18 protein-coding genes are annotated in these 22,026 nt (G+C 72.7%); 9 read left to right on the forward strand and 9 right to left on the reverse strand.

All coding sequences use genetic code 11. The features are described 5' to 3' along the window. Nucleotides 1-34: 34 nt before the first annotated feature. The 3 genes from AB0H82_RS04465 to AB0H82_RS04475 all read right to left on the reverse strand — a co-directional run bounded on the left by AB0H82_RS04465 (nt 35) and on the right by AB0H82_RS04475 (nt 3,210). Nucleotides 35-1,192, reverse strand: coding sequence for an ROK family transcriptional regulator (locus AB0H82_RS04465; RefSeq protein ID WP_362988672.1), 1,158 nt, complete (start codon nt 1,190-1,192; stop codon nt 35-37). A gap of 129 nt (nt 1,193-1,321) precedes the next feature. Further along, complete coding sequence (locus AB0H82_RS04470) at nt 1,322-1,984, reverse strand: response regulator transcription factor (protein WP_362988674.1); 663 nt, start codon at nt 1,982-1,984, stop codon at nt 1,322-1,324. A gap of 14 nt (nt 1,985-1,998) precedes the next feature. Further along, nucleotides 1,999-3,210, reverse strand: coding sequence for a histidine kinase (locus AB0H82_RS04475; RefSeq protein WP_362988676.1), 1,212 nt, complete (start codon nt 3,208-3,210; stop codon nt 1,999-2,001). 109 nt (nt 3,211-3,319) lie between these two features. On the opposite strand from AB0H82_RS04475, the gene AB0H82_RS04480 reads away from it, so the two are divergent. Genes AB0H82_RS04480 through AB0H82_RS04490 form a run of 3 tightly spaced genes read left to right on the forward strand, consistent with a single transcriptional unit; the run spans nt 3,320 to nt 5,509 of the window. Beyond that, entirely contained in the window at nt 3,320-4,255 is a 936-nt protein-coding gene (locus tag AB0H82_RS04480; protein ID WP_362988678.1) for an ATP-binding cassette domain-containing protein, read from the forward strand. 2 nt (nt 4,256-4,257) lie between these two features. Then, nucleotides 4,258-5,004 (forward strand): ABC transporter permease, encoded by a 747-nt coding sequence (locus AB0H82_RS04485; protein WP_362988680.1) that lies wholly within the window; start codon nt 4,258-4,260, stop codon nt 5,002-5,004. Nucleotides 5,005-5,053: 49 nt separating this feature from the next. After that, the gene (locus tag AB0H82_RS04490; RefSeq protein ID WP_362988682.1) at nt 5,054-5,509 is read left to right on the forward strand and encodes a hypothetical protein; all 456 of its coding nucleotides are present in this window, start codon (nt 5,054-5,056) and stop codon (nt 5,507-5,509) included. A 50-nt stretch (nt 5,510-5,559) separates the two neighbouring features. On the opposite strand, the gene AB0H82_RS04495 is transcribed toward AB0H82_RS04490, so the two are convergent. From AB0H82_RS04495 to AB0H82_RS04515, 5 genes are all read right to left on the reverse strand, one after another. Beyond that, nucleotides 5,560-6,612 (reverse strand): enoyl-CoA hydratase/isomerase family protein, encoded by a 1,053-nt coding sequence (locus AB0H82_RS04495; RefSeq protein ID WP_362988684.1) that lies wholly within the window; start codon nt 6,610-6,612, stop codon nt 5,560-5,562. 39 nt (nt 6,613-6,651) lie between these two features. After that, complete coding sequence (gene meaB / locus AB0H82_RS04500) at nt 6,652-7,644, reverse strand: methylmalonyl Co-A mutase-associated GTPase MeaB (RefSeq protein WP_362988686.1); 993 nt, start codon at nt 7,642-7,644, stop codon at nt 6,652-6,654. 18 nt (nt 7,645-7,662) lie between these two features. Continuing rightward, nucleotides 7,663-9,864 carry a methylmalonyl-CoA mutase gene (gene scpA, locus AB0H82_RS04505; RefSeq protein ID WP_362988688.1) on the reverse strand — a complete coding sequence of 734 codons (2,202 nt, stop codon included), beginning with the start codon at nt 9,862-9,864 and terminating at the stop codon, nt 7,663-7,665. Continuing rightward, nucleotides 9,864-11,714 carry a methylmalonyl-CoA mutase small subunit gene (gene mutA / locus AB0H82_RS04510; RefSeq protein ID WP_362988690.1) on the reverse strand — a complete coding sequence of 617 codons (1,851 nt, stop codon included), beginning with the start codon at nt 11,712-11,714 and terminating at the stop codon, nt 9,864-9,866. Before mutA ends, scpA begins: the two co-directional genes overlap by 1 nt. 111 nt (nt 11,715-11,825) lie before the next feature. After that, nucleotides 11,826-12,614 carry a GNAT family N-acetyltransferase gene (locus tag AB0H82_RS04515; RefSeq protein ID WP_362988692.1) on the reverse strand — a complete coding sequence of 263 codons (789 nt, stop codon included), beginning with the start codon at nt 12,612-12,614 and terminating at the stop codon, nt 11,826-11,828. Nucleotides 12,615-12,958: 344 nt separating this feature from the next. Here AB0H82_RS04515 and AB0H82_RS04520 point away from each other — a divergent pair, with 344 nt between their 5' ends. The 3 genes from AB0H82_RS04520 (at nt 12,959) to AB0H82_RS04530 (ending at nt 17,767) form a co-directional block, all read left to right on the forward strand. Beyond that, a complete protein-coding gene (locus tag AB0H82_RS04520; RefSeq protein ID WP_362988694.1) occupies nt 12,959-13,330 on the forward strand; it encodes an SAV_915 family protein in 372 nt (123 codons plus the stop codon). A gap of 52 nt (nt 13,331-13,382) precedes the next feature. Further along, nucleotides 13,383-14,756 (forward strand): diaminopimelate decarboxylase, encoded by a 1,374-nt coding sequence (gene lysA, locus AB0H82_RS04525; protein ID WP_362988696.1) that lies wholly within the window; start codon nt 13,383-13,385, stop codon nt 14,754-14,756. 194 nt (nt 14,757-14,950) lie between these two features. After that, the gene (locus AB0H82_RS04530) at nt 14,951-17,767 is read left to right on the forward strand and encodes a BTAD domain-containing putative transcriptional regulator (RefSeq protein ID WP_362988698.1); all 2,817 of its coding nucleotides are present in this window, start codon (nt 14,951-14,953) and stop codon (nt 17,765-17,767) included. 18 nt (nt 17,768-17,785) lie between these two features. Here AB0H82_RS04530 and AB0H82_RS04535 read toward each other — a convergent pair whose 3' ends face one another. Further along, on the reverse strand, nt 17,786-18,709 hold the full coding sequence (locus AB0H82_RS04535; protein ID WP_362988700.1) for an SDR family oxidoreductase: 924 nt from the start codon (nt 18,707-18,709) through the stop codon (nt 17,786-17,788). A gap of 196 nt (nt 18,710-18,905) precedes the next feature. On the opposite strand from AB0H82_RS04535, the gene AB0H82_RS04540 reads away from it, so the two are divergent. The 3 genes from AB0H82_RS04540 (at nt 18,906) to AB0H82_RS04550 (ending at nt 21,998) form a co-directional block, all read left to right on the forward strand. Further along, on the forward strand, nt 18,906-20,198 hold the full coding sequence (locus AB0H82_RS04540) for a cytochrome P450 (RefSeq protein WP_362988702.1): 1,293 nt from the start codon (nt 18,906-18,908) through the stop codon (nt 20,196-20,198). Continuing rightward, the gene (locus AB0H82_RS04545; protein ID WP_362988704.1) at nt 20,198-20,860 is read left to right on the forward strand and encodes an HAD family hydrolase; all 663 of its coding nucleotides are present in this window, start codon (nt 20,198-20,200) and stop codon (nt 20,858-20,860) included. The genes AB0H82_RS04540 and AB0H82_RS04545 overlap by 1 nt, the downstream gene beginning before the upstream one ends. A gap of 295 nt (nt 20,861-21,155) precedes the next feature. Then, on the forward strand, nt 21,156-21,998 hold the full coding sequence (locus AB0H82_RS04550; protein ID WP_362988706.1) for a SigB/SigF/SigG family RNA polymerase sigma factor: 843 nt from the start codon (nt 21,156-21,158) through the stop codon (nt 21,996-21,998). Nucleotides 21,999-22,026: the final 28 nt, after the last annotated feature.

A 22,026-nucleotide genomic window follows, 5' to 3' on the forward strand; every position in this document is an offset into this window, starting at 1 on the left:
GTCCGGCCGCCGGCCGCCGCCTTCGAGGGGATCCTCACCGCCGCGCGGTGACGGTCCCCTCGACGGCGAAAAGCTGCTCCTCGACGTGGTCGAGCGCCAGCCTCAGCGCGCCGGTCGACACCGCAGCCTCGCCGAGCAGGGACAGGGCGACCCGCGGAGGCCGCAGACAGTAGCGCGCCAGCTCCCGGTGCAGGGGTTCCAGGACGCCGTCCAGGCCCGCCGCCCAGCCGCCCACCACGACCAGCTCGGGATCGAGCGCGAGCACCAGCGCCGCCACGTCGTGCACGAGCCGCTGGATGAAGCGCTCGACGGCCGCCTGCGCGCGCTCGTCGCCCTCACGCGCGTGGGCGAAGACCTCGGCGACGGCCGGCTCGTCCAGGGGGTGCAGTGGCTCGCCCGTGGTGGAGAGCAACGTCTCCGGAGTGACCTCCCGCCCCAGCAGGTGCAGCGCGCCGATCTCACCCGCGGCACCGCCGAAGCCCCGGTGGAGCCGACCGCCGATCAACGACCCCGCACCCGGGCTCAGCCCCGCCAGGACGAACACCACGTCGTCCGTGTCGGTCGCCGCACCCTTCCAGTGCTCGGCCACAGCGGCGGCGTTGGCGTCGTTCTCCACCAGGACAGGGCATTTGAACGACCGGCGCAGCCGCTCGCCCAGCTGGAGCCCCGTCCACTCCGGCAGCGCCGTGCTCAGCCGCACCGTGCCGTCCGCGTCCAGGATGCCGGGGCTGCCCACCCCGACGGCGCGCAGCGAACTGCGGGCGATCCCCGCCCGGCGCAGCAGATCGGCGACCGCGGTCCGCAGCCGTTCCAGCCGGTCGTCCGCGGAGGCCTCTTCGGAGACGCCCTTCGACGCCGTGCCGAGAACCTTGCCGTCCAGATCGGAGAGGACGGCGGCCACCCGGTGCGGACCGATCTCCAGACCGAGCAGATGACCCGCCTCCGCACGGAACCGGAACTTCCGCGCGGGCCGTCCCTGGCGCCGGGCACCGACCTCCTCGGCCGCGGACTCCACCACGAGCCCGGCCTCGATGAGCCCCTCGACGACCCCCTCGACGGTGGGCCGGGAGAGCCCGGTCACGCGGGTGATCTCCGTGAGCGTCGCCAAGTCCGCGGCGCGCAGCGCGTGCAGCACCACCGCGGAGTTGATCCGCCGCAACAGAGAGGGGTCCCCGCCGGTCAGCCGCCCCAACGTCCGTCCTCCCAGCTCGTGCGCATGATGGCCGGATCGTACTCGCACGACGGTTCGACGGCGAGTGCCGGGCCCGCCCGCGGACCGCGTGACTCCCTCATCCCGTGACCGATCCCGTCTCCCATCCCGTCACCCCGGAGAGACGAAACCGGATTCGTACGCGGTGATGACCGCCTGCGTCCGGTCCCGCGCGCCCAGCTTCGCGAGCACGGCACTGACGTGCGACTTGACCGTCTCCGTGCCGACGACCAGACGGGCCGCTATCTCTGCGTTCGACAGCCCGCGCGCCATCAGGCGCAGCACGTCCGCCTCGCGCTCGGTCAGCGCCGCCTTCTCCAGGGCGGCCCGCGCCTGCGGATTGCCGCGCTCCCCGCCGTACTCGCCGGCCAGCTGCCGCACGGCCTGCGGGAAGAGCAGCGACTCGCCCTCCGCGACCAGCCGCACCGCGTGCACGATCTCCGCGGGTCTGGCCCGCTTCAGCAGGAACCCGTCGGCGCCCGCGCGCAGCGCCTCGTACACGTACTCGTCGTTCTCGAACGTCGTCACCACCAGGATCTTCGGCGGATCCTGCACCGTGCGCAGCACCGCGCGCGTGGCCTCGATGCCGTCGAGCAGCGGCATGCGGACGTCCATGGCGACCACGTCGGGGCGCAGTTCGCGGACGAGGGGGATGACCGCCGCGCCGTCCGCCGCCTCGCCGACCACCCGGATGTCGGGCTGCGCCTCCAGGACGGCGCGCAGGCCCGCGCGCACGAGGGGTTCGTCGTCGACGAGGAGCACTGTGACCGGCATCCGGTCAGCGTAGATCATTTCAGGGGCAGTTCGACGTGCACCTGCCATTCATCGTCGTGCGGTCCCGTCGTGGCCCGCCCGCCGAGCAGGGTGGCCCGCTCCCTGATACCGCGCAGCCCGCTGCCGCCGCGTCCGGTGACACCCGCCGACTTCGGAGGGAGCGCATTGCGTACGTTCATGACCAGACGGACGTCGTCGACGGCTATCCGCAGGCGCACCGGCACCGGACCCGAGTGACGCAGGACGTTCGTCAACGCCTCCTGGAGCATGCGGTAACCCTCGCGGGACACCGGCCCCGGCACCCGCTCCACCGGGCCCGTCACCTCGACGTCGACCTTCGCCCCCGAGGCGCGGGCGGAGTCCAGCAGGCGCTCGGCGTCGGCGAGGGTGGGCCGGGCGCTCGCGGGCCGCCCGTCCTCCCGCAGCACGCGCAGCACCCGCTCCAGGTCCTCCAGCGCGGCCCGGCCCGTCTCCTCCACGGCCTCCAGGGCGCGGTCGGTGAACTCCGGGTCGGCGGCCGCCCTGGCGGCGCCCGCCTGGACGACGGCGACGGTCAGCGCGTGACCGATGGAGTCGTGCAGTTCCCGCGCGATGCGGTTGCGTTCGAGGAGCTGCTCGGTGCGCTCCTCCAGCGCGGCGAGGCGCTCGGCGGGGGAGGGGCCGAGGAGGCGGCGCGCGGCCCGGGCCAGCAGGCGGCCCATCGCGACGATCATCGCGAACTCGGCCAGGACCAGGAGCACGCCCAGCGGCAGCGCCGCCCAGCCGCTCACGACCGGCAGGAGGAGGCCGTCGGTGTCCGCCGGCTCGTCGCTCGCGCCGAGAGACGCGAAGACCATCCCGATGAGCTGCCCCGTCATCAGGACCATGGCGCAGCCGGCCTCCAGCCGGAACACGAGCCAGACCGCGGTCCTGACCCGGTCGCGCCACGAGGCCGACGGAGCCACCGAGATACCCGGATCCTCCCCGTCGCCCTCCGTCGCGTGCGGGCCGGGAAACAGCATCATCCGGGCCTGCAGGCCTTCTGCCCGGCGCACGGCGGGCACCATGGCCGCGAGCACCATCAGCGGGACGGGATCGAGCAGCACGAACAGCCAGTCGGTACGTGAAGGACTGGAGAGCCCCGGGTAGATCGCGCCGCAGACCCAGGCGACCCCCGAACCGATGAGGAGGTGCAGCCACCGCGTATAGGTGACCGCACGCGTCAGAGGTCTCAGCAAGCCGGGCATTGCGCCATCGTGCCAGGTGACACGGGCCGCGCGGCTCCCCCGTGCGGGGGAGACGGCATCCCCGCGCGGGGGAAGACCGCGGGCAGCGGCGACGGCCAGGCTGACTCCCATGACCAGCATCGACGTCCAAGACCTCACCAAGGAGTACGGCACGACCCGCGCCGTGGACGCCCTCACGTTCAGCGTCCGCCCGGGCCGTGTCACCGGATTCCTCGGCCCCAACGGCGCGGGCAAGTCCACCACCATGCGCCTCGTCCTCGGCCTCGACCGCCCCACCTCGGGCACGGCCACGGTGGGCGGCCGCCACTACACCGAGCTCACCGACCCGCTGCGCCACGTCGGGGCGCTCCTCGACGCCCAGGCGCCCCACGGGTCGCGCACCGCCCGCAACCACCTCCTCGCCCTCGCGGTGAGCAACCGCCTCCCGGCGCACCGCGTCGGCGAGGTCCTCGACGAGGCGGGGCTCGGGTCCGTCGCGGACAAGAGGATCAAGACGTTCTCGCTGGGGATGCGGCAGCGGCTCGGCATCGCGGCAGCCCTCCTGGGCGACCCCGAGGTCGTGCTGCTGGACGAGCCCTCCAACGGGCTCGACCCCGAAGGCATCATCTGGATCCGCGAGTTGCTGCGGCGCCTGGCGCGGGAGGGCCGTACCGTCCTCGTCTCCAGCCACCTCATGAACGAGACCGCGACCTTCGCCGACCACCTCGTGGTCCTCGGCCGCGGCAGGCTCCTCGCGGACAACCCCATGCCCGAGTTCATCGAGGCACACGGCCACGCGCGGGTCCGCGTGCGCACGACGGACCCGGACCGGCTCCGCGGCATCCTGTCGGCGAAGGGATACACCCTCGGGGAGGCCGTGGACGGCCGGTGGACCGTCGACGGGGCCAGGGCCGAGGAGATCGGCGCCATCGCCGCGGGCGCCGGCATCCCGGTCCTCGAACTCGCCGACGAACAGGCCTCCTTGGAGCAGGCGTACCTCGCTCTGACAGCCGATGAGACCCAGTTCAGGGCGACCACCGCTGCCACGTCCCGCCAGGAGGCCTGAGCATGTCCAACACCACCGTGCTGCCCGTGGCCCACGCCGAGTGGATCAAGATCAGGACCCTGCGGTCCAACTGGGGTTCACTGATCGCCGTGTTCGCGGTCACCGTCGCCGTCACCGCGCTGGCCTTCGCGTCGGTCGGCCAGGCAGAGGCGGGCGACGCGGACGCCGAGCCGCTGTTCGACGCGTTCTACGCCCTCAACTTCGGTCAGATCGCGGCCATCAGTTTCGGCGCCACCGCCGTCTCCGCCGAGTACACGAGCGGCGCCCTGCGGATCTCGCTCGCCGCCGTGCCGCGCCGCGGGCTCTTCTACGGCGCCAAGATGGCGGTCGTCGGCGGCCTCGCCCTGCTCGCCGGACTCGCCACCGCCTTCGCCGCCTTCCTGACCGGCCAGGCCTTCATGGGGGACCACGCGATCGGGCTCGGCCACCCGGGAGCCGTGCGGGCCTGCGTCGGCGGCGGTGTCTACCTGGCGCTGATGGCACTCCTCGCGGCCGGCCTGACGGCCGTGCTGCGCAGCGGAGTCGCCGTCCTGAGCATCCTCATCCCCTTCACCCTGATCGTCTCCTTCGTGGTCGGCGACGTGGCGAGCGGCGCCGCGGGTTACCTGCCCGACAAGGCGGGCCAGCAGGTGCTGCACGAGAACCCGGCCGGGAGCCTCGGCCCGTGGGCCGGGCTCGCGGTGTGCGCGGCCTGGGCGGCCGCCGCGCTCCTCGCCGGCTGGTGGGCGGTGCGGCGCCGCGACGCGTGACTGATTGTCAGTGGCGGCCGCTTTACTGGATGTCATGAGTCTGGACGCCATGAGTACCGCACAGCATCTCGCCACGCTCGACCTGCTGCGCTCCCGGGACTTCCCCGCCGAGCCCGGCAGGTCGCCGAGCGGTTCCGGGGGACCCGGTTTCCACATCGCGGAGTTACTGACGAGCGACACCTTCTGGGACGACGACGGCACCCGCCGCGAGGCCACCGAGGAGCAGTACGAGGCCGAGCGCGACGCGCTGACCGTGCTCCTCGCCGACCGCTGGGGGCCGCCGCAGAAGTTCAGCCTGGCGAGCGTCTTCGAGCGCACCGTGGCGGTGGACTTCGGCGACACGGACGAGGAGATACCGGAGCCGTGGGCGCACTTGAGCTCCTGCGTGCCGGATCTGCACCTGTGGCAGGTGGACGGCCGCTGGATCGCCCTCGGCGTCGCCCAGTGGGACAGGGAGCTGCCCTTCCAGCTCCTCGCCGTGGTCACGGAGACGGACCCGCCGTGAGAGCGGGCCCACGGGGAGAGCGAACCGGCCGCGAGGGCGCCGAGCACTCGTCAGAGCAGGCCCAGCGAGTCCCCGTCCATCGGCTCGAAGAAGCGGGCGACGTCCGCCTCCGTCACCTGCCCAAGCTCCGCGGGCGACCAGCGCGGCCTGCGGTCCTTGTCGACGACCTGGGCCCGGATGCCCTCGGGCAGGTCGGGCGAGCCCAGCGCGGCACAGGAGACGCGGTACTCCTGGTCGAGGACGGCCTCCAGGGACGGCAGTTCACGAGCCCGGCGCAGCGCGGCCAGCGTGACCTTCAAGGAGGTCGGCGACTTGGCGAGGATCGTCTCGGCCGCCTCCTTCGCGTGCCGGTCGCCGCAGGCGTGCAGCCGGTCGACGATCTCCTCGACGGAGTCCGCCGCGTAGCAGTGGTCGATCCACTCGCGGTGCCCGGCCAGCTCACCGGCGGGGGCCTCGGCCGCGTACTGCCGTACGACATCGGCCGCCTCCGCCCCGGCGAGCGCTGCGGTGAACTCCCGCAGCCGCTCCGACGGTACGAAGTGGTCGGCGAGCCCGCACAGCAGCGCGTCGCCCGCCCCCACCGCCGTGCCGGTGAGCGCGAGATGGGTGCCGAGCTCACCGGGCGTGCGCGTCAACAGATACGTGCCACCCACGTCGGGCACGAAGCCGATGCCGGTCTCCGGCATCGCGACCCGCGACCGCTCGGTGACCACCCGCACACTGCCGTGCGCCGAGACACCCACGCCGCCACCCATCACGATGCCGTCCATGACGGCCACATACGGCTTCGGGAAGCGGGCGATCCGGGCATTGAGCTGGTACTCATCGTGCCAGAACGCGGCCGACGCGGTCGCACGGCCCGCGCGGACGTCGTCGTGGATGGAGCGGATGTCGCCGCCCGCGCACAGCCCGCGCTCCCCGGCACCGGTGAGGACCACCGTCGCCACCGCCCCGTCCCGCTCCCAGGCGTCGAGGGCGTCCGCCATGATCCGCACCATGGCGTGGTTCAGGGCGTTGATGGCCCGGGGCCGGTTCGGGACGAGGTGTCCGGCGCGTCCCTCGCGGCGGACCAGCACAGGGGAGTCGTCGGGCGTGGCGTGCATGCTGCGGGTGGCTCCGTTCGGGGGCGGGGGAGGGCTGGGTCAGGGGCGGTCGGTCCGGAACGCGTCGAGGATCCGCTCGGCGGCCGACGTGGCCGTCAACGTACCTTCGCGGACACGCTGTTCCAGGTCCGGGGCCACCCGCTGCACCTCCGCGTCGCCGCGCAGCCTGCCGAGCAGCTCGTCCCGCACCATCGACCACGTCCAGTCGACCTGCTGGTCGCGGCGCTTGGCGGCGAGGCGGCCGGTCGAGTCGAGAAGGGCGCGGTGCTGCTCGATGCGCTCCCAGAGCGTGTCCAGACCGCTCGACTCACGGGCACTGCACGTCAGGACGGGCGGGGTCCATGCCGCGTCGGCGGGGTGCATGAGGCGGAGGGCGCCCGCGAGTTCACGCGCGGCCGAGCGCGCGTCGCGCTCGTGCGGCCCGTCCGCCTTGTTCACGGCGATGACGTCCGCGAGCTCCAGCACACCCTTCTTGATGCCCTGCAGCTGGTCACCCGTGCGGGCGAGGGTCAGCAGCAGGAACGTGTCGACCATGTTCGCGACCGCCGTCTCCGACTGGCCGACGCCCACGGTCTCCACGAGCACCACGTCGTACCCCGCCGCCTCCATCACCACGATCGACTCCCGCGTCGCCTTGGCGACCCCGCCGAGCGTCCCGGCGGAAGGAGAGGGACGTACGAAGGCGGCGGGATCCAGCGAGAGCCGCTCCATCCTGGTCTTGTCGCCCAGGATGGAGCCGCCCGTGCGGGTGGACGACGGGTCGACGGCGAGCACCGCGACCCGGTGCCCGAGCGAGGTCAGCATCACCCCGAGCGCGTCGATGAACGTGGACTTGCCCACGCCCGGCACCCCGCTGATGCCGACCCGCCGGGCCCGCCCGCTGTGCGGAAGCAGCTCCGTCAGCAACTCCTGCGCCAACGCCCGGTGCTGGGGCCGGGTCGACTCGACGAGGGTGATGGCGCGCGCCACGTACGCACGCTTCCCGTCGAGGACGCCCTTCACATACGCGTCGATGTCGATCGTCACAGGCATGGGGCGGCTCTCACCGGCTCACAGTTCGTGGCCGAGATCGGCCGCCAGTCGCTTCACCAGGTCGTGCGCCGCGTCCGGGATCACCGTGCCGGGCGGGAACACCGCCGTGGCGCCCGCCTCGTGCAGCGCCTCGACGTCCTGCGGCGGGATGACACCGCCCACGACGATCATGATGTCGTCGCGGCCCTCGGCGGCCAGCTCCTCGCGCAGCGCCGGCACGAGGGTGAGGTGCCCCGCGGCCAGCGAGGAGACGCCGACGATGTGCACGTCCGCCTCGACGGCCTGGCGCGCGACCTCCGCAGGCGTCTGGAACAGCGGGCCGACGTCGACGTCGAAGCCCAGGTCGGCGAAGGCCGAGGCGATCACCTTCTGCCCGCGGTCGTGGCCGTCCTGACCCATCTTCGCGACAAGGATGCGCGGCCTGCGCCCCTCGCACTCGTCGAACGCGTCCACCAGGGCACGCGTCCGCTCGACGGACGGGGACTGGCCTGCTTCGGTGCGGTACACACCGGAGATCGTACGGATCTGGCCCGCGTGCCGCCCGTACACGCTCTCCAATGCGTCGGAGATCTCACCGACCGTGGCCTTCGCGCGGGCCGCGTCGACCGCGAGCGCCAGCAGGTTGCCCTCAAGACCCTGGCCGGGACCGCGCTCGGCCGCCGCGGTGAGCGTGCGCAGCGCGTCCTGGCAGGCCGCCTCGTCGCGCTCCTCGCGCAGCCGCTTCAGCTTGGCGATCTGCTGGCTGCGCACCGAGGAGTTGTCGACCTTCAGGACGTCGATCTGCTCGTCGGTCTCCACCCGGTACTTGTTGACGCCGATGACCGGCTGGCGCCCTGAGTCGATGCGGGCCTGGGTGCGCGCCGCGGCCTCCTCGACGCGCAGCTTCGGGATGCCCGCGTCGATGGCCTGCGCCATGCCGCCCGCCGCCTCGACCTCCTCGATGTGCTGCCAGGCACGGCGTGCCAGGTCGTACGTCAGCTTCTCCACGTACGCGCTGCCGCCCCACGGGTCGATCGTCCGCGTCGTCCCCGACTCCTGCTGGATCAGGAGCTGGGTGTTGCGGGCGATGCGCGCGGAGAAGTCGGTCGGCAGGGCGAGCGCCTCGTCCAGGGCGTTCGTGTGCAGGGACTGCGTGTGGCCCTGCGTCGCCGCCATCGCCTCGACACACGTACGCGTGACGTTGTTGAACACGTCCTGCGCGGTCAGCGACCAGCCCGACGTCTGCGAATGGGTGCGCAGCGAAAGGGACTTGGCGTTCTTCGGGTCGAACTGCTTCACGAGCTTCGCCCACAGCAGGCGCGCCGCGCGCAGCTTGGCGACCTCCATGAAGAAGTTCATGCCGATCGCCCAGAAGAAGGAGAGCCGCGGCGCGAACGCGTCCACGTCCAGGCCCGCTTCCTGACCGGCCCGCAGGTACTCCACACCGTCGGCGAGCGTGTACGCCAGCTCCAGGTCGGCCGTCGCACCCGCCTCCTGGATGTGATAGCCGGAGATCGAGATGGAGTTGTAGCGCGGCATCTTCTGCGACGTGTACGCGAAGATGTCGGAGATGATCCGCATCGAGGGCTTCGGCGGATAGATGTAGGTGTTGCGGACCATGAACTCCTTGAGGATGTCGTTCTGAATGGTCCCGGCCAGCTTCTCCGGCGGTACGCCCTGCTCCTCGGCCGCCACGATGTACAGCGCGAGGACGGGCAGCACCGCGCCGTTCATCGTCATCGACACCGTCATCTTGTCCAGCGGGATGCCGTCGAAGAGCTGACGCATGTCGTAGATGGAGTCGATGGCCACACCCGCCATGCCGACGTCACCGGTGACGCGCGGATGGTCGCTGTCGTACCCGCGGTGCGTGGGCAGGTCGAAGGCGACCGAGAGCCCCTTCTGTCCTGCCGCGAGATTGCGGCGGTAGAAGGCGTTGGACTCCTCGGCGGTGGAGAACCCCGCGTACTGCCGGATCGTCCACGGCTGGTTCACGTACATCGTCGGATAGGGGCCGCGCAGATACGGCGCCACGCCCGGGTACGTCGCCAGGAAGTCGAGGCCCTCGACGTCGGCGCCCGTGTACAGAGGCTTGACCGCGATGCCCTCGGGCGTCTCCCACAGGAGGTCGGACTCGGACTTGCCGACGGACTCCTTCACGGCGGCGCGCCACTGCTCCGCCGAGCCGGACGGCCCGCCGCCCGCGCCCAGTTCGATGTCGTCGAATTCGGGGATCCGCATTACGCCACTCCCATGCGGTCGAGGGTGGAGGTGAGCACCGCGACCGCGTCGCAGCCCGCGAAGACGTACTCGTCGATGCCGGCGAACTCCCCGCGCCCCGCGAGGAACACCCGCAGCGCGCCCGCAGACTTCAGGGCCCGCGCGACCGCGTCCGCCTGCTCGGTGTAGAGCGCGTCACTGGAGCAGAGGCACGCGACCGTGGCGCCGCTCGCCGCGAACGCCTCGGCGGCCGTCTCCGCGTCCACCGACACCGGGTCGTGGACCGGCTCGACGCCGCCCGCCATGAACAGGTTGGCGGCGAACGTCGCGCGTGCCGTGTGCGCGGCGGCGGGTCCCAGCGCGGCGATGAACACCTTGGGCCGGGCACCGGTCGCTTCGAGGTGCGCGTCCGAGCGGCCGCGCAGCTCCTCGTACGCCTCGTCGCGGCGCACCCGGGGCAGACCGCCGGACGGGGCGGCGGGAGCGGGCTCGCGCTCGACCGGGCGCTCCGTGAGCAGCGGGAACTCGCTGACGCCCGTGATCGGTTCGCGGCGCCGGGCCAGCTTCTTCTTGCGCTCGGCCCAGGTCGCGGCGATCCGGTCGCCGACCAGGCCGGAGCGGAGCGCCCCGGCCTGACCGTCCGCGCGCTCGATCTCCTTGAAGAAGTCCCAGGCGACGTGGGCGAGTTCGTCGGTGAGCCGCTCCACGTACCAGGAGCCGCCCGCCGGGTCGATGACACGCGCCAGGTGCGACTCCTCAAGGAGGATCGTCGACGTGTTGCGGGCGATGCGGCGGGCGAACGCGTCCGGCAGGCCGAGCTCGTGGTCGAACGGCAGGACCGTGACGGCGTCCGCGCCGCCCACGCCCGCGCCGAGGCAGGCCACGGTGGTCCGCAGCATGTTCACCCACGGGTCGCGGCGGGTCATCATCACCGGCGACGTCACCGCGTGCTGCCGCTGCGCCCCGGCACCCGGCACCCCGGACACCTCGGCGACGCGCGCCCAGAGGCGGCGCGCGGCGCGCAGCTTGGCGATGGTGAGGAACTGGTCGGCGGTGGCCGCGAACCTGAACTCCAGCTGCGCGAAGGCCTTTTCGACGTCGAGGCCCTTCTCGTACAGGGCGCGCAGGTACGCGACACCGGTGGCGAGCGAGGCGCCGAGCTCCTGCGCGGCGGAGGCGCCCGCCTCGTGGTACGGCAGCGCGTCCACGGTCAGCGCGCGCAGGCCGGGGTAGCGCTCCCCGCACAGCCGGGCCAGTTCGGCGACCGCATCGAAGGAGGCGCTCTTCTCCCCGGTGCGGGCCTCGTGCCCGAGCGGGTCGACGCCGAGCGTGCCGCGCACCGCGTCGTCCGCGACGCCCGCGGCCTCGTACAGGCGCAGCAACTCCCGTGCGGCAGGCACGGACTCGCTGCCCGCGTCGAGCGCGACGGGCACCAGGTCGAGGTAGACGCCGTCGAGCGCCCGCTCCAGGCCGGTGACCGGGAGGCCGGCGGAGCCCAGCGTCAGCCAGAGCGAGGTGACGCCGTTCTCCAGGTCGGTGAGGACCGCTTCATTGGTGCGCGCGGGGTCCGCGCTCGCATACCGCTGCCGGACGTCCCAGCCGCCCGGGGCGGTGCCCTCGGGAACCGAACCCCTGATAAAAGGGGCGAAACCGGGGAAACCGGCATCGGGCGCGGCGTCGCGCGCGGTGTACAGGGGGCGGGTGGTGAGCCCGTCCTCAAGGGTGGTGGACAGCGCTTCCTCTGCGGCCGTGCCCGATACGTCCTTACCCGACTTGCGCAGCACGCCTTCCACAAGGCGGTGCCACTGCTCATGGGTCGCATCAGGGAACTCGGCGGCCAGGGAAAGCCCGTCGTCAGGCAGGACCGTCATGCCCCGATGCTAGGGCGCAACCCATGGCACGCGGTGCCGCCAAAGGCTGTGACCTTGCCCTCTTCCGATCGCTCTTGATCTCGAACGAGCGGACGGCTATTACTCGCCACGTCAGGCGGGCACCTCCGTGGCGTGCCGGGGCCGGGCCGCGGGCTTTCCGGTGACGTACTGCACGTACTCGCGCTGCAGCCGGAAGCCCGCCGTCCAGGCCAGCAGGCGGCTGGGGCGGTTCTCGCGCCCGCAGGACCAGCTCGCGGTCCGGCCGCGCGCGGTGATGTCCGCGCACAGGGCGGTGACACAGGCCAGGGCGAGGCGCTCACGGCGGCGCTCGGGAGTGGTGAGCACGGCCACGTCCTCGTACGCCTGTCCGGTGAAGTAGCCGCAGGCCACGGCTGCGACCCGGCCGTCGCGGTCGACCGCGGCCCAGCCGTGCCCGGAGGCGGCGAGGCCCTCGGGCCCGCCCCAACTGTCATGTATCCAGGACGAGTCGGCCGGGAGGGCGGCGAGCGCGTCCGCGTCCGCGGGCGTCAGGCGGCGGACGGTCACGCCCCGCGGCGGACGGGGCGGCTCCACCGGCTCGCGGTGGATGTACACCATGCGCTCGTCCGGTACGACGCGGTCGAAGGCGCTGCCCAGGACCGGCAGGAAACGGACCGGGGCCTCGACATGGCTGTGCGCGAAGGGAGCCAGCAGGCCCGGCGCGACACTGCCGGGGTCACCGCTCAGCAGCACGTGGCCCGCGCACGACACCGCCACGGCCCGCGGGTCCAGGGCGCGGTCGGCCCACCAGCTGCCGACACCGGTGGCCGTGACGTGCTCGGCCAGGGCGGCGGGCCCGGGGGCCCCGGGAGCGAACCAGCGGGGCACGGCGGGCAGGTGGTGCGGGGGAAGCTGGATCATCGGGGCACCTCCGGAGTGAAACCTTCGAGTGAAACGGTGCGCCGGGCGACGGCCGGGCCACGACCGGGGGCGGCTGTCCCGGCGCCGGGCTCCCGCTCCGTGGGTCATCCAACTGGTCCGCACGCACGGACCGCAAGAGCGTTCCGTCGCTTTGATGTCGCCCTGATGAGCGGGACGGGCCGGGCGCCAGCATCGCGTCAGGGGTGGACACACATACGTCAACGTCGCGTCATGAGCGGTCGGTTGGCACCCCGTGCCGGGCATAACGTCGTCGTGTGCCGCGGCGCTCCGAACGGACCTGCGGCGCTTCCTCAGCTTCCCTGCTGTCTCCACTGGAGGTACCCATGGCCGAGCTCCCGTGCGGCGAGGACCCCGAGCCCTGTGAACCGGGCCCGGCCGGACCGCTCTTCGTCCCCGTCCGGCCGGGACCCGCGGGCTGCGTGGCCCGCCTGTTCCGCACACCCGTCGGCGGGCGCACCGCCGTCGCCTTCACGTCTCCGCACCGCCTGAGCGCCGCACTCGGACACCGGCAGGCCTGGATCAGGCTCTCCGAACCGGCGCTGCGGTCCCTCGCCGAGCCGCTCGGCGTCAGCGAAGTCACCGTCGATCCGCGCCTCGCCGCGCACCCCGTCGGCCCGCCGCAGCCGATCGCCGTCCGCCGTGGCCCCGCCCCGCGGAAAAGCCTCGTGGGCGCGCTGACAGCACGTAACGACTGAAAACGACGAAGCGACGAGACGACGAAGCGACGAGACGACGAAAGAAGCTGTCATGACCACACTCCGCGAATCCCCGCTCCCGGCACCGGCACCGGCATCAGCGCCTGTACCGACCCCGGCACCGGTTGCAGAAGAACTGTCCGTCTGGCCCACCTCCACCACACGCCTCGCCCACGGCGACCTCGCCGTCGGCGGCGTGCCGCTCACCGACGTCGCCGAGCGCTACGGCACCCCCACGTATCTCATCGACGAGGACGACGTACGCACCCGCTGCCGCACGTACCGGCAGGCCTTCCCCGACGCCGAAGTCCTCTACGCCGCGAAGGCCTTCCTGTGCCGCGCCATGGCGCACTGGATGGACGAGGAGGGCCTGGGCCTCGACGTCTGCTCGGCCGGTGAGCTGGAGCTCGCCGTCACCACGGGCTTCCCCGCGGACCGCATCGTCCTGCACGGCAACGCGAAGAGCCCGCACGACCTGCGGGCCGCCCTCCGGCTCGGCGTGGGCAGGATCGTCATCGACAGCGCGTCGGAGATCGCGCGCCTGGCCGCGGCCGTCCCGCCCGGCAGCCGGCAGAAGGTGATGGTCCGGGTGGTGCCGGGCATCGCGGCCGGCGGCCACGCCAAGATCCGTACGGGCACCGACGACCAGAAGTTCGGCCTGTCCCTCACGGACGGCTCCGCCCAGCACGCGGTGGCCCGCATCCTCGGCCAGCCGACGCTGGAGCTGGTGGGCCTGCACTGCCACCTGGGCTCGCAGATCACCACGGAGAAGCCCTTCCTCGCCGCGGTGCGCCGCATGGTCGGGCTGCTCGCCCGGATCGAGGACCAGCACGGTGTCACCCTGCCCGAGCTGGACCTCGGGGGCGGGCACGGCATCGCGTACCGCCCCGGCGAGGAGGCGCTCGACATCACCGCGCTCGCCCGCAAGGTGCGGGCCGAGCTGACCGCGAGCTGCGCGGCGGCGGGCCTGCCCGTGCCGCGCCTGATCGTGGAACCGGGGCGCGCCATCGCGGGCCCCGCCGGCGTCGCGCTCTACCGGGTCCTCGCCGTGAAGCGCACCGGGGACAAGACCTTCGTCGCCGTGGACGGCGGGATGAGCGACAACCCGCGGCCCGCCCTCTACGGCGTGCGCTATGTGCCCCGTCTGGTCGGGCGGCGCTCCGTGGCGGAGTCCGCCCCGGCGACGGTCGTCGGGCGGCACTGCGAGGCGGGTGACGTCCTCGCCTCGGATGTTCCGCTGCCCGGCGACGTGCGCCCGGGCGACCTGCTCGCCGTGCCCGTCGCCGGTGCGTACCACCTGTCGATGGCCTCCGGCTACAACATGGTGGGCCGCCCGCCCGTGGTCGCGGTGGCCGACGGCCGCGCGAGGCTGCTGGTCCGCCGCGAGTCCCTGGAGGACTTCCGCAGCCGCGACGTGGGCCTGTAGCCCCTGGTCACCGCCCCTGCCCTCGGTGGTCGACGCGGCACCCGCCCCCGTACGGGCGCCGCACACCCCACTTTTTCCGGCCGAGTGTGGCCAATCCTTGGACAGACCTTGAACCACCCGGTCAGGCTGGGCCGCGAAGCGGCCGAAAACGAGCCGTGGCAGAGCGCGGGCGGTGGGGACGGGAGGTCCGGGCAGTGGCGGCGCGGTTCACGGTGCTCGGTGATGTCGAGGTCCAGGTGGACGGTCGGCAGATCGACGTCGGTCACCTGCGGCAGCGCTCTGTGCTCGCGGTGCTGCTGGTCGAGGCCAACCGCACCGTCTCGGTGGACCAACTGGCCGACCGTGTCTGGGCGGACCGGCTTCCGCGGCGGTTCCGCACCACCCTCTACAGCTACCTGTCCCGCCTGCGGCAGGCCCTGCTCGGGGCCGTGGACGCCGAGGACGACGACGCCGGCGCGCGGATCGTGAAGGAGCCCGGTGGCTACCGCCTCACCGTCGACGCATCAGCGGTGGACATGCACCGCTTCCGGAGCCTGGTGGCGCGGGCCAGGGCGGCCGAGGACGGCGAGCACGCCCTGGCCCTCTACGAGGAAGCCCTCGGTCTGTGGCGGGGCGAGCCGTTCGCCACCCTGGACACGCCCTGGTTCGGCGCGCTGCGCGAGAATCTCGTACGCGAACTGTTCGCCGCCGAGCTGGACCGCAACGACGTCGCGCTGAGCCGGGGCCGTCACGGGGAGCTGCTGGCCGAGCTGACCGCGACGGCGCAGGCGCACCCGCTGGACGAACGGCTGGCCGGTCAGCTGATGCTCGCTCTGTACGGATCCGGGCGGGCGGCCGACGCCCTCGGCCACTACCGGCGCACCCGGGAGCGGCTGGCGGAGGAGCTCGGCGTGGACCCCGGTGCGGCCCTGCGGGACCTGCACCAGCGGATCCTCACGGCCGACGCCTCGCTGGACCCGGACTCGCCGCCCGCCGCTGCCACCCCGCTGCCCGTGCCCCGCCAACTGCCCGCGCCGCCCGGGGTGTTCACCGGCCGCGGCAAGGAACTCGACCAGCTCACGCAGGCCCTGGACGCCTCGGAGGACGGGGGGCCGGGCAGGACCGTGGTGATCTCGGCGATCGGTGGCATCGGCGGCCTGGGCAAGACCTGGCTGGCCCTGCGCTGGGCGCACGAGAACGCGCACCGGTTCCCGGACGGCCAGCTGTATGTGAACCTGCGCGGGTTCGACCCGGCCGAACAGCCGATGCCGACCGCCCTCGCGATACGCGCGTGGCTCGACGCGCTGCACGCCGACCCGGACAGCATTCCGGCAGACCCGGAGGCGCAGGCCGCCCAGTACCGGAGCCTCGTGGCCGGGCGGCGCATGCTGATCCTCATGGACGACGCCCGCGACGCCGACCAGGTCCGCCCGCTGCTGCCCGGCAGCCCGTCGTGCACCGTCCTGATCACCAGCCGCAACCGGCTGACCGCACTGGCGGCGACGCACGGCGCCCGGTTGCTGCCGCTCGACATCCTCGGCCGGGACGAGGCGCGCCATCTGCTGGCCAGCCACCTCGGCGCGTCCCGGGTCGCGGCCGAACCGGATTCCGTGGCCGCGCTGATCGACCACTGTGCGGGACTGCCGCTGGCCCTCGGGGTCGTGGCCGCCCGCGCCGCCACCCACCCGGACTTCCCGCTGACCGTCCTCGCCGCGGAGCTGAGCCGGTCCGCCGACCGTCTCGACGCGCTGGACATCGGCGACCTCACGGCCAGCCTCCGCGCGGCCTTCGCCGCGTCCCACCGCGCCCTCTCCCCGGCGGCCGGCGACCTGTTCGTCCTGCTCGGCCTGGCTCCCGGCCCCGACATCGGCCTGGCCGCCGCGGCGAGCCTCGCCGCGCTTCCCCGGAGCAGGGCGCGGACCCTGCTGATGGAGCTCGACTCCGCCCACCTGGTGCGACAGGAGCGCCCGGGCCGCTACCGGATGCACGACCTGGTGCGCCTGTACGCCGCCGAACTCGCCCAACGGCAACCCGCCCAGGACCGGGAAGCCGCCCTGACCAGGCTCGTCGACTTCTACGTCCACTCCGCCTACGCGACCAACCGGCTCCTGGACGGCCCGCACACCCCGTTCGACTTCCGCCTTGAGCCCCCGGCGCCCGGGTGCGATCCGATGAACCCGGCGGACACCACGGCCGCGCTCCGGTGGTTCAACGAGGAACACGCGTGTCTCCTCGCCGTCCAGGCCCTCGCCCTGGCCACCGGCCGCGATCCCCAGGTGTGGCGTCTGGCCTGGTGCCTGATCACGTACCACATGGCCGGATACCACCTCACGGAGTACCTCACCTTCTGGCGGGCCGCCCTGACCGCGGCCGAACACCACGGCGAAAGCCCCGCCGCCAGAGCCCTGGCACATTGGCGCTACGGCCACGCCCGCTCCCTGACCGGCGACTACGCCGAGGCCCTGGAGCACCTGGGCCTGGCCCTCACCTTGGCCGAACACGCCGACGACGTCGCGGGCCAGGCACACATCTGCCGCACCCTCGGGCGGGTCTGGGAGCAGCACGGCGACGACGCCCGCGCGCTGGACCACGCGCGGCGCGCCCTCGCCCTCTACCAGCGCCTCGACAACCCCGTCTGGCAGGCCAACCAGCTCAACGCCGTCGGCTGGATGTACGCGCAGCTGGGCCGCTATCCGCAGGCGCGCACCCACTGCGAGCAGGCGCTGCGGCTCTACGAGGAGCACGCGCGCCCCATCGACGCCTCCTCCACGCTCGACAGCCTCGGCTACATCGCCCACCACACCGGTCGGCACGAGCAGGCCCTCGCGTACTACCGGCGCGCCCTGGCCCTGTTCCGCGGGTACGAGGACTCCTCGAACGAGGCGGACACCCTCGCCAACCTCGCCGAGACCCACCACGCCATGGGCAGCCCCGACCTCGCCCGGGAGGCCTGGCAGCAGGCGCTGGCGCTGTACCGGGCCCAGAACCGCACGGGACCGGCCGAAGAGGTAGCGGCCCGCCTGCGCGCCTGAGCGTCGGGGAAGGGGGCGTCAGCGGGTGTCGGTCTCCCCGCCGGTGACGGCGAGCACCTCGCCCACGGTGAAGCTGGAGTCGGCCTCGGACGCGAAGTACACGTAGGCGGGCGCGAGCTCCTCCGGCTGGGCGGGGCGGCCCAGCGGGGTCTCGTCGCCCAGGTGGACGAGCCCCTCCTTGGGCATGTGCGGGTCGGAGTTGTTGAGGACGGTCCAGGTGGGGCCGGGCGCGACGACGTTGGCGCGGACGCCCCGGCGGGCCAGGTGCGAGGCGATCGACTTGATGAAGGTGATCAGCGCGGCCTTCGAAGCCGCGTAGTCGATCATGGTGTTGCTGCCCTTGAGTGCCTCCTCGGTCGCCGTCGCGATGATGGCGTCACCCTGGCCGAGGTGCGGGAGGGCGGCCATGACCAGGTGGAAGCACGCGTAGACGTTCGTCTTGAACGTCCGGTCCCAGTCGTCGGCGGTCAGCTGCTCCAGCTCCAGCTTGCTGTTCAGGTACGCCGCGTTGTTCACGAGGATGTTGAGCCCGCCGAACTCGGCCACGGTACGGGCGACCACGTCGCGGCAGAACTCCGCCTCGCGCAGGTCTCCCGGCAGGAGCAGACAGGCGCGCCCCTCGGCCTCCACGGCCCGCCGGGTCTCCTCCGCGTCGCGGTGCTCCTCGGGCAGATACACGATGGCGACGTCGGCGCCCTCGCGGGCGTACAGGACGGCGACGGCCCGGCCGATGCCGGAGTCGCCGCCGGTGATGAGCGCGGCCTTCCCGGCCAGCTTTCCCGCCGCCTTGTACTGCGGGGCCCGATAGCGGGGCGTCGGTGTCATCTCGGCTTCCAGGCCCGGCGGGTCCTGCTTGTGCGCGGGGAACTCGGGGGTCGGCTCGGTCGCTCCCTGCGATTCCCCGGGAGTGCCGGTGCCCGGAGTGGTCTGCTGATCCCGCATGGGGGAGGCCTCCTTTCACGATCTTGGCCGTACGCCGGGTGCCCCTCCGCATCATGGCCGAAACGGGGTGAAGTGCCCGCTTCACCGGACCCGTCCATGTCGTCTTCGCGAATCTGGCCCCCTTTCGCCCTGATTCGCGAAGGCGACACCGGGGAACCCGTGAGCAGTGATCGACAGGTTCCATCCAGGAGGCTCCATGCTGGACAACACGCTGCCGCTGCTCAGTCAGGGCTACGCGTGGCTCCCCGACCTGACCCGCCGCCGGGGCCCGGGCGCAGTCCGTACCCGCTTGCTGGGCAAGCCGGCCATCGCGCTGCGCGGCCCCGCGGCCGTCGGGTTCTTCTACGACGAGGACCACGTACGCCGTCGGACAGCCCTGCCCGAACCCATCCTGGCCACACTCTTCGGCAAGGGCGCGGTGCACACCCTCGACGGGGCGGAGCACCGGCGGCGCAAGGATCTCTTCGTGACGGTCCTCAAGGACACCGCGGGTGTCACCGGACTGGCGCGGCACGTCGCCGACGAGTGGGAGAGGTCCTGCAAGGAGTGGGCCGACCGCCCCCAGGTGACGCTGTTCGACGAAGTGAGCGTCCTGATCACGCGTGCCGTGTGCGCATGGGCGGGCGTCCCCCTTCCGGAGCATCCCGACGACGAGTCGCGGCGGACCGCCCGGGACCTGGTGGCGATGGTCGACGGCTTCGCCACGGCGGGGCCGAGGCACTGGAAGGCCCGCGCCGCCCGACGGCGTCAGGAGGCGCGCCTCGCCCGGCTGATCGAGGACGTCCGGTCGGCGGGCGGAGAGTCGTCAATGTCGAAGCCGAAGCCGAAGCCGAAGTCGAAGGGGGCCGGGGAGCCGCACTCCGTGGTGGCGGCCGTGGCGTTCCACCGTGACGCCGACGGCGAGCTGCTCGCACCGCGCACGGCCGCCGTCGAGCTCCTCAACATCCTCCGGCCGACCGTCGCCGTCACCTGGTTCACGGTGTTCGGGGCGCACGCCCTGCACCGGCACCCGGCGCTCCGGAAGCGACTGGCCGCGGGGGACGAGGGCTACGCGCGGGCGTTCGCCCACGAGGTGCGGCGCTTCTACCCGTTCGCGCCGTTCGTCGCCGGCCTCGCCCCCGACGACATCGAATGGCACGGCGAGCCCATCGCCGAGGGCACCATGGTCCTCCTCGACCTCTACGGGCAGAACCACGACCCCGAACTGTGGGACGCGCCGTACACGTTCGACCCCGAGCGGTTCACCGGCCGCGAACCCGGACGCGACGAACTGGTCCCGCAGGGCGGCGGTGAGGTCTCCCAGGGCCACCGCTGCCCCGGCGAGGACGTCACCCTCGCGGTCCTCAGCACCCTGCTCCCGCGCCTCGCGCGGCTCGACCACGACGTCCCCGAGCAGGACCTGCGCATCCCCCTGAACCGGGTGCCGACCAAGCCCCGCAGCGGCTTCGTCATCAGCGGAGTGACCAAGCGAGAGAAAGGAACGCAGTGATGAGACGTGCGGCGCTGTTCGATGTCGACGGAACGCTGACCGACACCAACCACCTGCACGTGACGACCTGGTGGGAGGCGTTCCGCCAAGCGGGACACCAGGTCGCGATGCACGACATCCACCGGGCCGTCGGCCTCGGCTCGACCGACCTCATCGCCCATCTGCTCGGTGAGGACCGCGACACGGGCCAGGACGAGGAGATCAGTTCCGCGCACAGCACCCTGTACGGCACGTACTTCAACCGGCTGCCCGCGCTGGAAGGGGCGAGCGATCTGCTGCACGCGCTGCACGACCGCGGCCGGCGCGTCGTCCTCGCGACCTCGGCGGGCGGCTCGGAGCTCGAAGCGCTCCGCCGGGCCATCGACGCCGACGACGTCATCGTCGGCATCGCGAGCGCGGACGACGTGTCCTCGGGCAAACCGGCTCCCGACCCCGTCCACCACGCCCTGGAGATCGCCGAATGCGCCCCGGAAAACGCGCTGTTCGTGGGCGACACGGTGTGGGACATGCGGGCGGCGTCCCGGGCGGGGGTACGCAGCGTCGCGCTGCTCTCGGGAGGCATTCCCCGGAGCGACCTGGAGGAGGCCGGCGCCTCGGCCGTGTACGCGGATCCCGCCGACATGCTGAGCCGCCTCGACAGCGAGGTCCTCGCCGGCACCTAGCCGGAGACCGACCGGCCGCACCCCAATGCGGCCGGTCGGCGTCGCGGGCGCCCGACGGCCGTTCCGGCGCTGCGCACCCCGCGTCCCGTATGCCCCACCCATTCGAAGGTATTCACCCCCGAATTCCTTGCTCACACGGCTGTTTGACCCCCCATGCGCAGGGCAGGCGAACGTCGTGCTTCGGACCGGAGGCGCGTTCGCGGGAGCGGTGTGTTCACTCCCGGTGGATGCCTGTCACTGGGGCGCCCCGTTTCTCGCGGTCATTTATTGGCGGCACCGTTGAGGAGCGATTCTGATGCCTACGGACCTCACTGCATACTCCGCCCGTCGCCGTACGACGGGCCGGCACCCCCACAACGACGCACCGGACACCACCGCGGATTTCACCCGGCTCGCGACGCTCGACGACGGGCCCGAGCGGGAGGCCCTGTGCGAGCGGATCGTCGAGGCCTGGCTGCCCATGGCACACCGGCTGGCCGCCCGCTACCGCAACAAGGGCGAGAGCCTCGAAGACCTGCGGCAGGTCGCCGCGATGGGCCTGGTCAAGGCCGTCAACCGGTACGAGCCCGGCCGCGGGGCCTTCGAGAGCTATGCCGTACCCACCATCACGGGCGAACTGCGCAGGCACTTCCGTGACCGCATGTGGGACGTGCGGGTGCCGCGCCGCGTCCAGGATCTGCGCAACAAGGTCCGCACCGCCCGCCGCGAGCTCATCGACCAGCCGGGCAGCGGCCCCGAGCCGAGCATCGCGGACATCGCCGCGCACGCGGGGCTGACGGAGGACGAGGTGCGGGACGGCATGCAGGCGATGGAGGGATACAGCGCCCTGTCGCTCGACGCCGAGATCTCCTCCGCCGACCCGGACGGCTTCAGCCTCGTCGACACGCTCGGGGCGCCCGACACCGCGTACGACATCATCACCGACCGGGAGGCGGCCAAGCAGGGGCTGCGGAAGCTTCCGGAGCGCGAGCGGACCATCCTGTACCTGCGCTTCTTCGAGGACATGACGCAGAGCCGGATAGCGGAGAAGCTCGGCATCTCCCAGATGCACGTCTCGCGTCTGATCAGCCGCAGCTGCGACCGTGTGCGCGCCGAGGCCGGCTACGCGGACGCGGGAACCGCCGCCCGCGCCGCCTGACCCCGGTCCGCGCCGTGACACGGCTCGG

This window comes from Streptomyces sp. NPDC050732, assembly GCF_040654255.1.
Classification (GTDB): Bacteria; Actinomycetota; Actinomycetes; order Streptomycetales; family Streptomycetaceae; genus Streptomyces.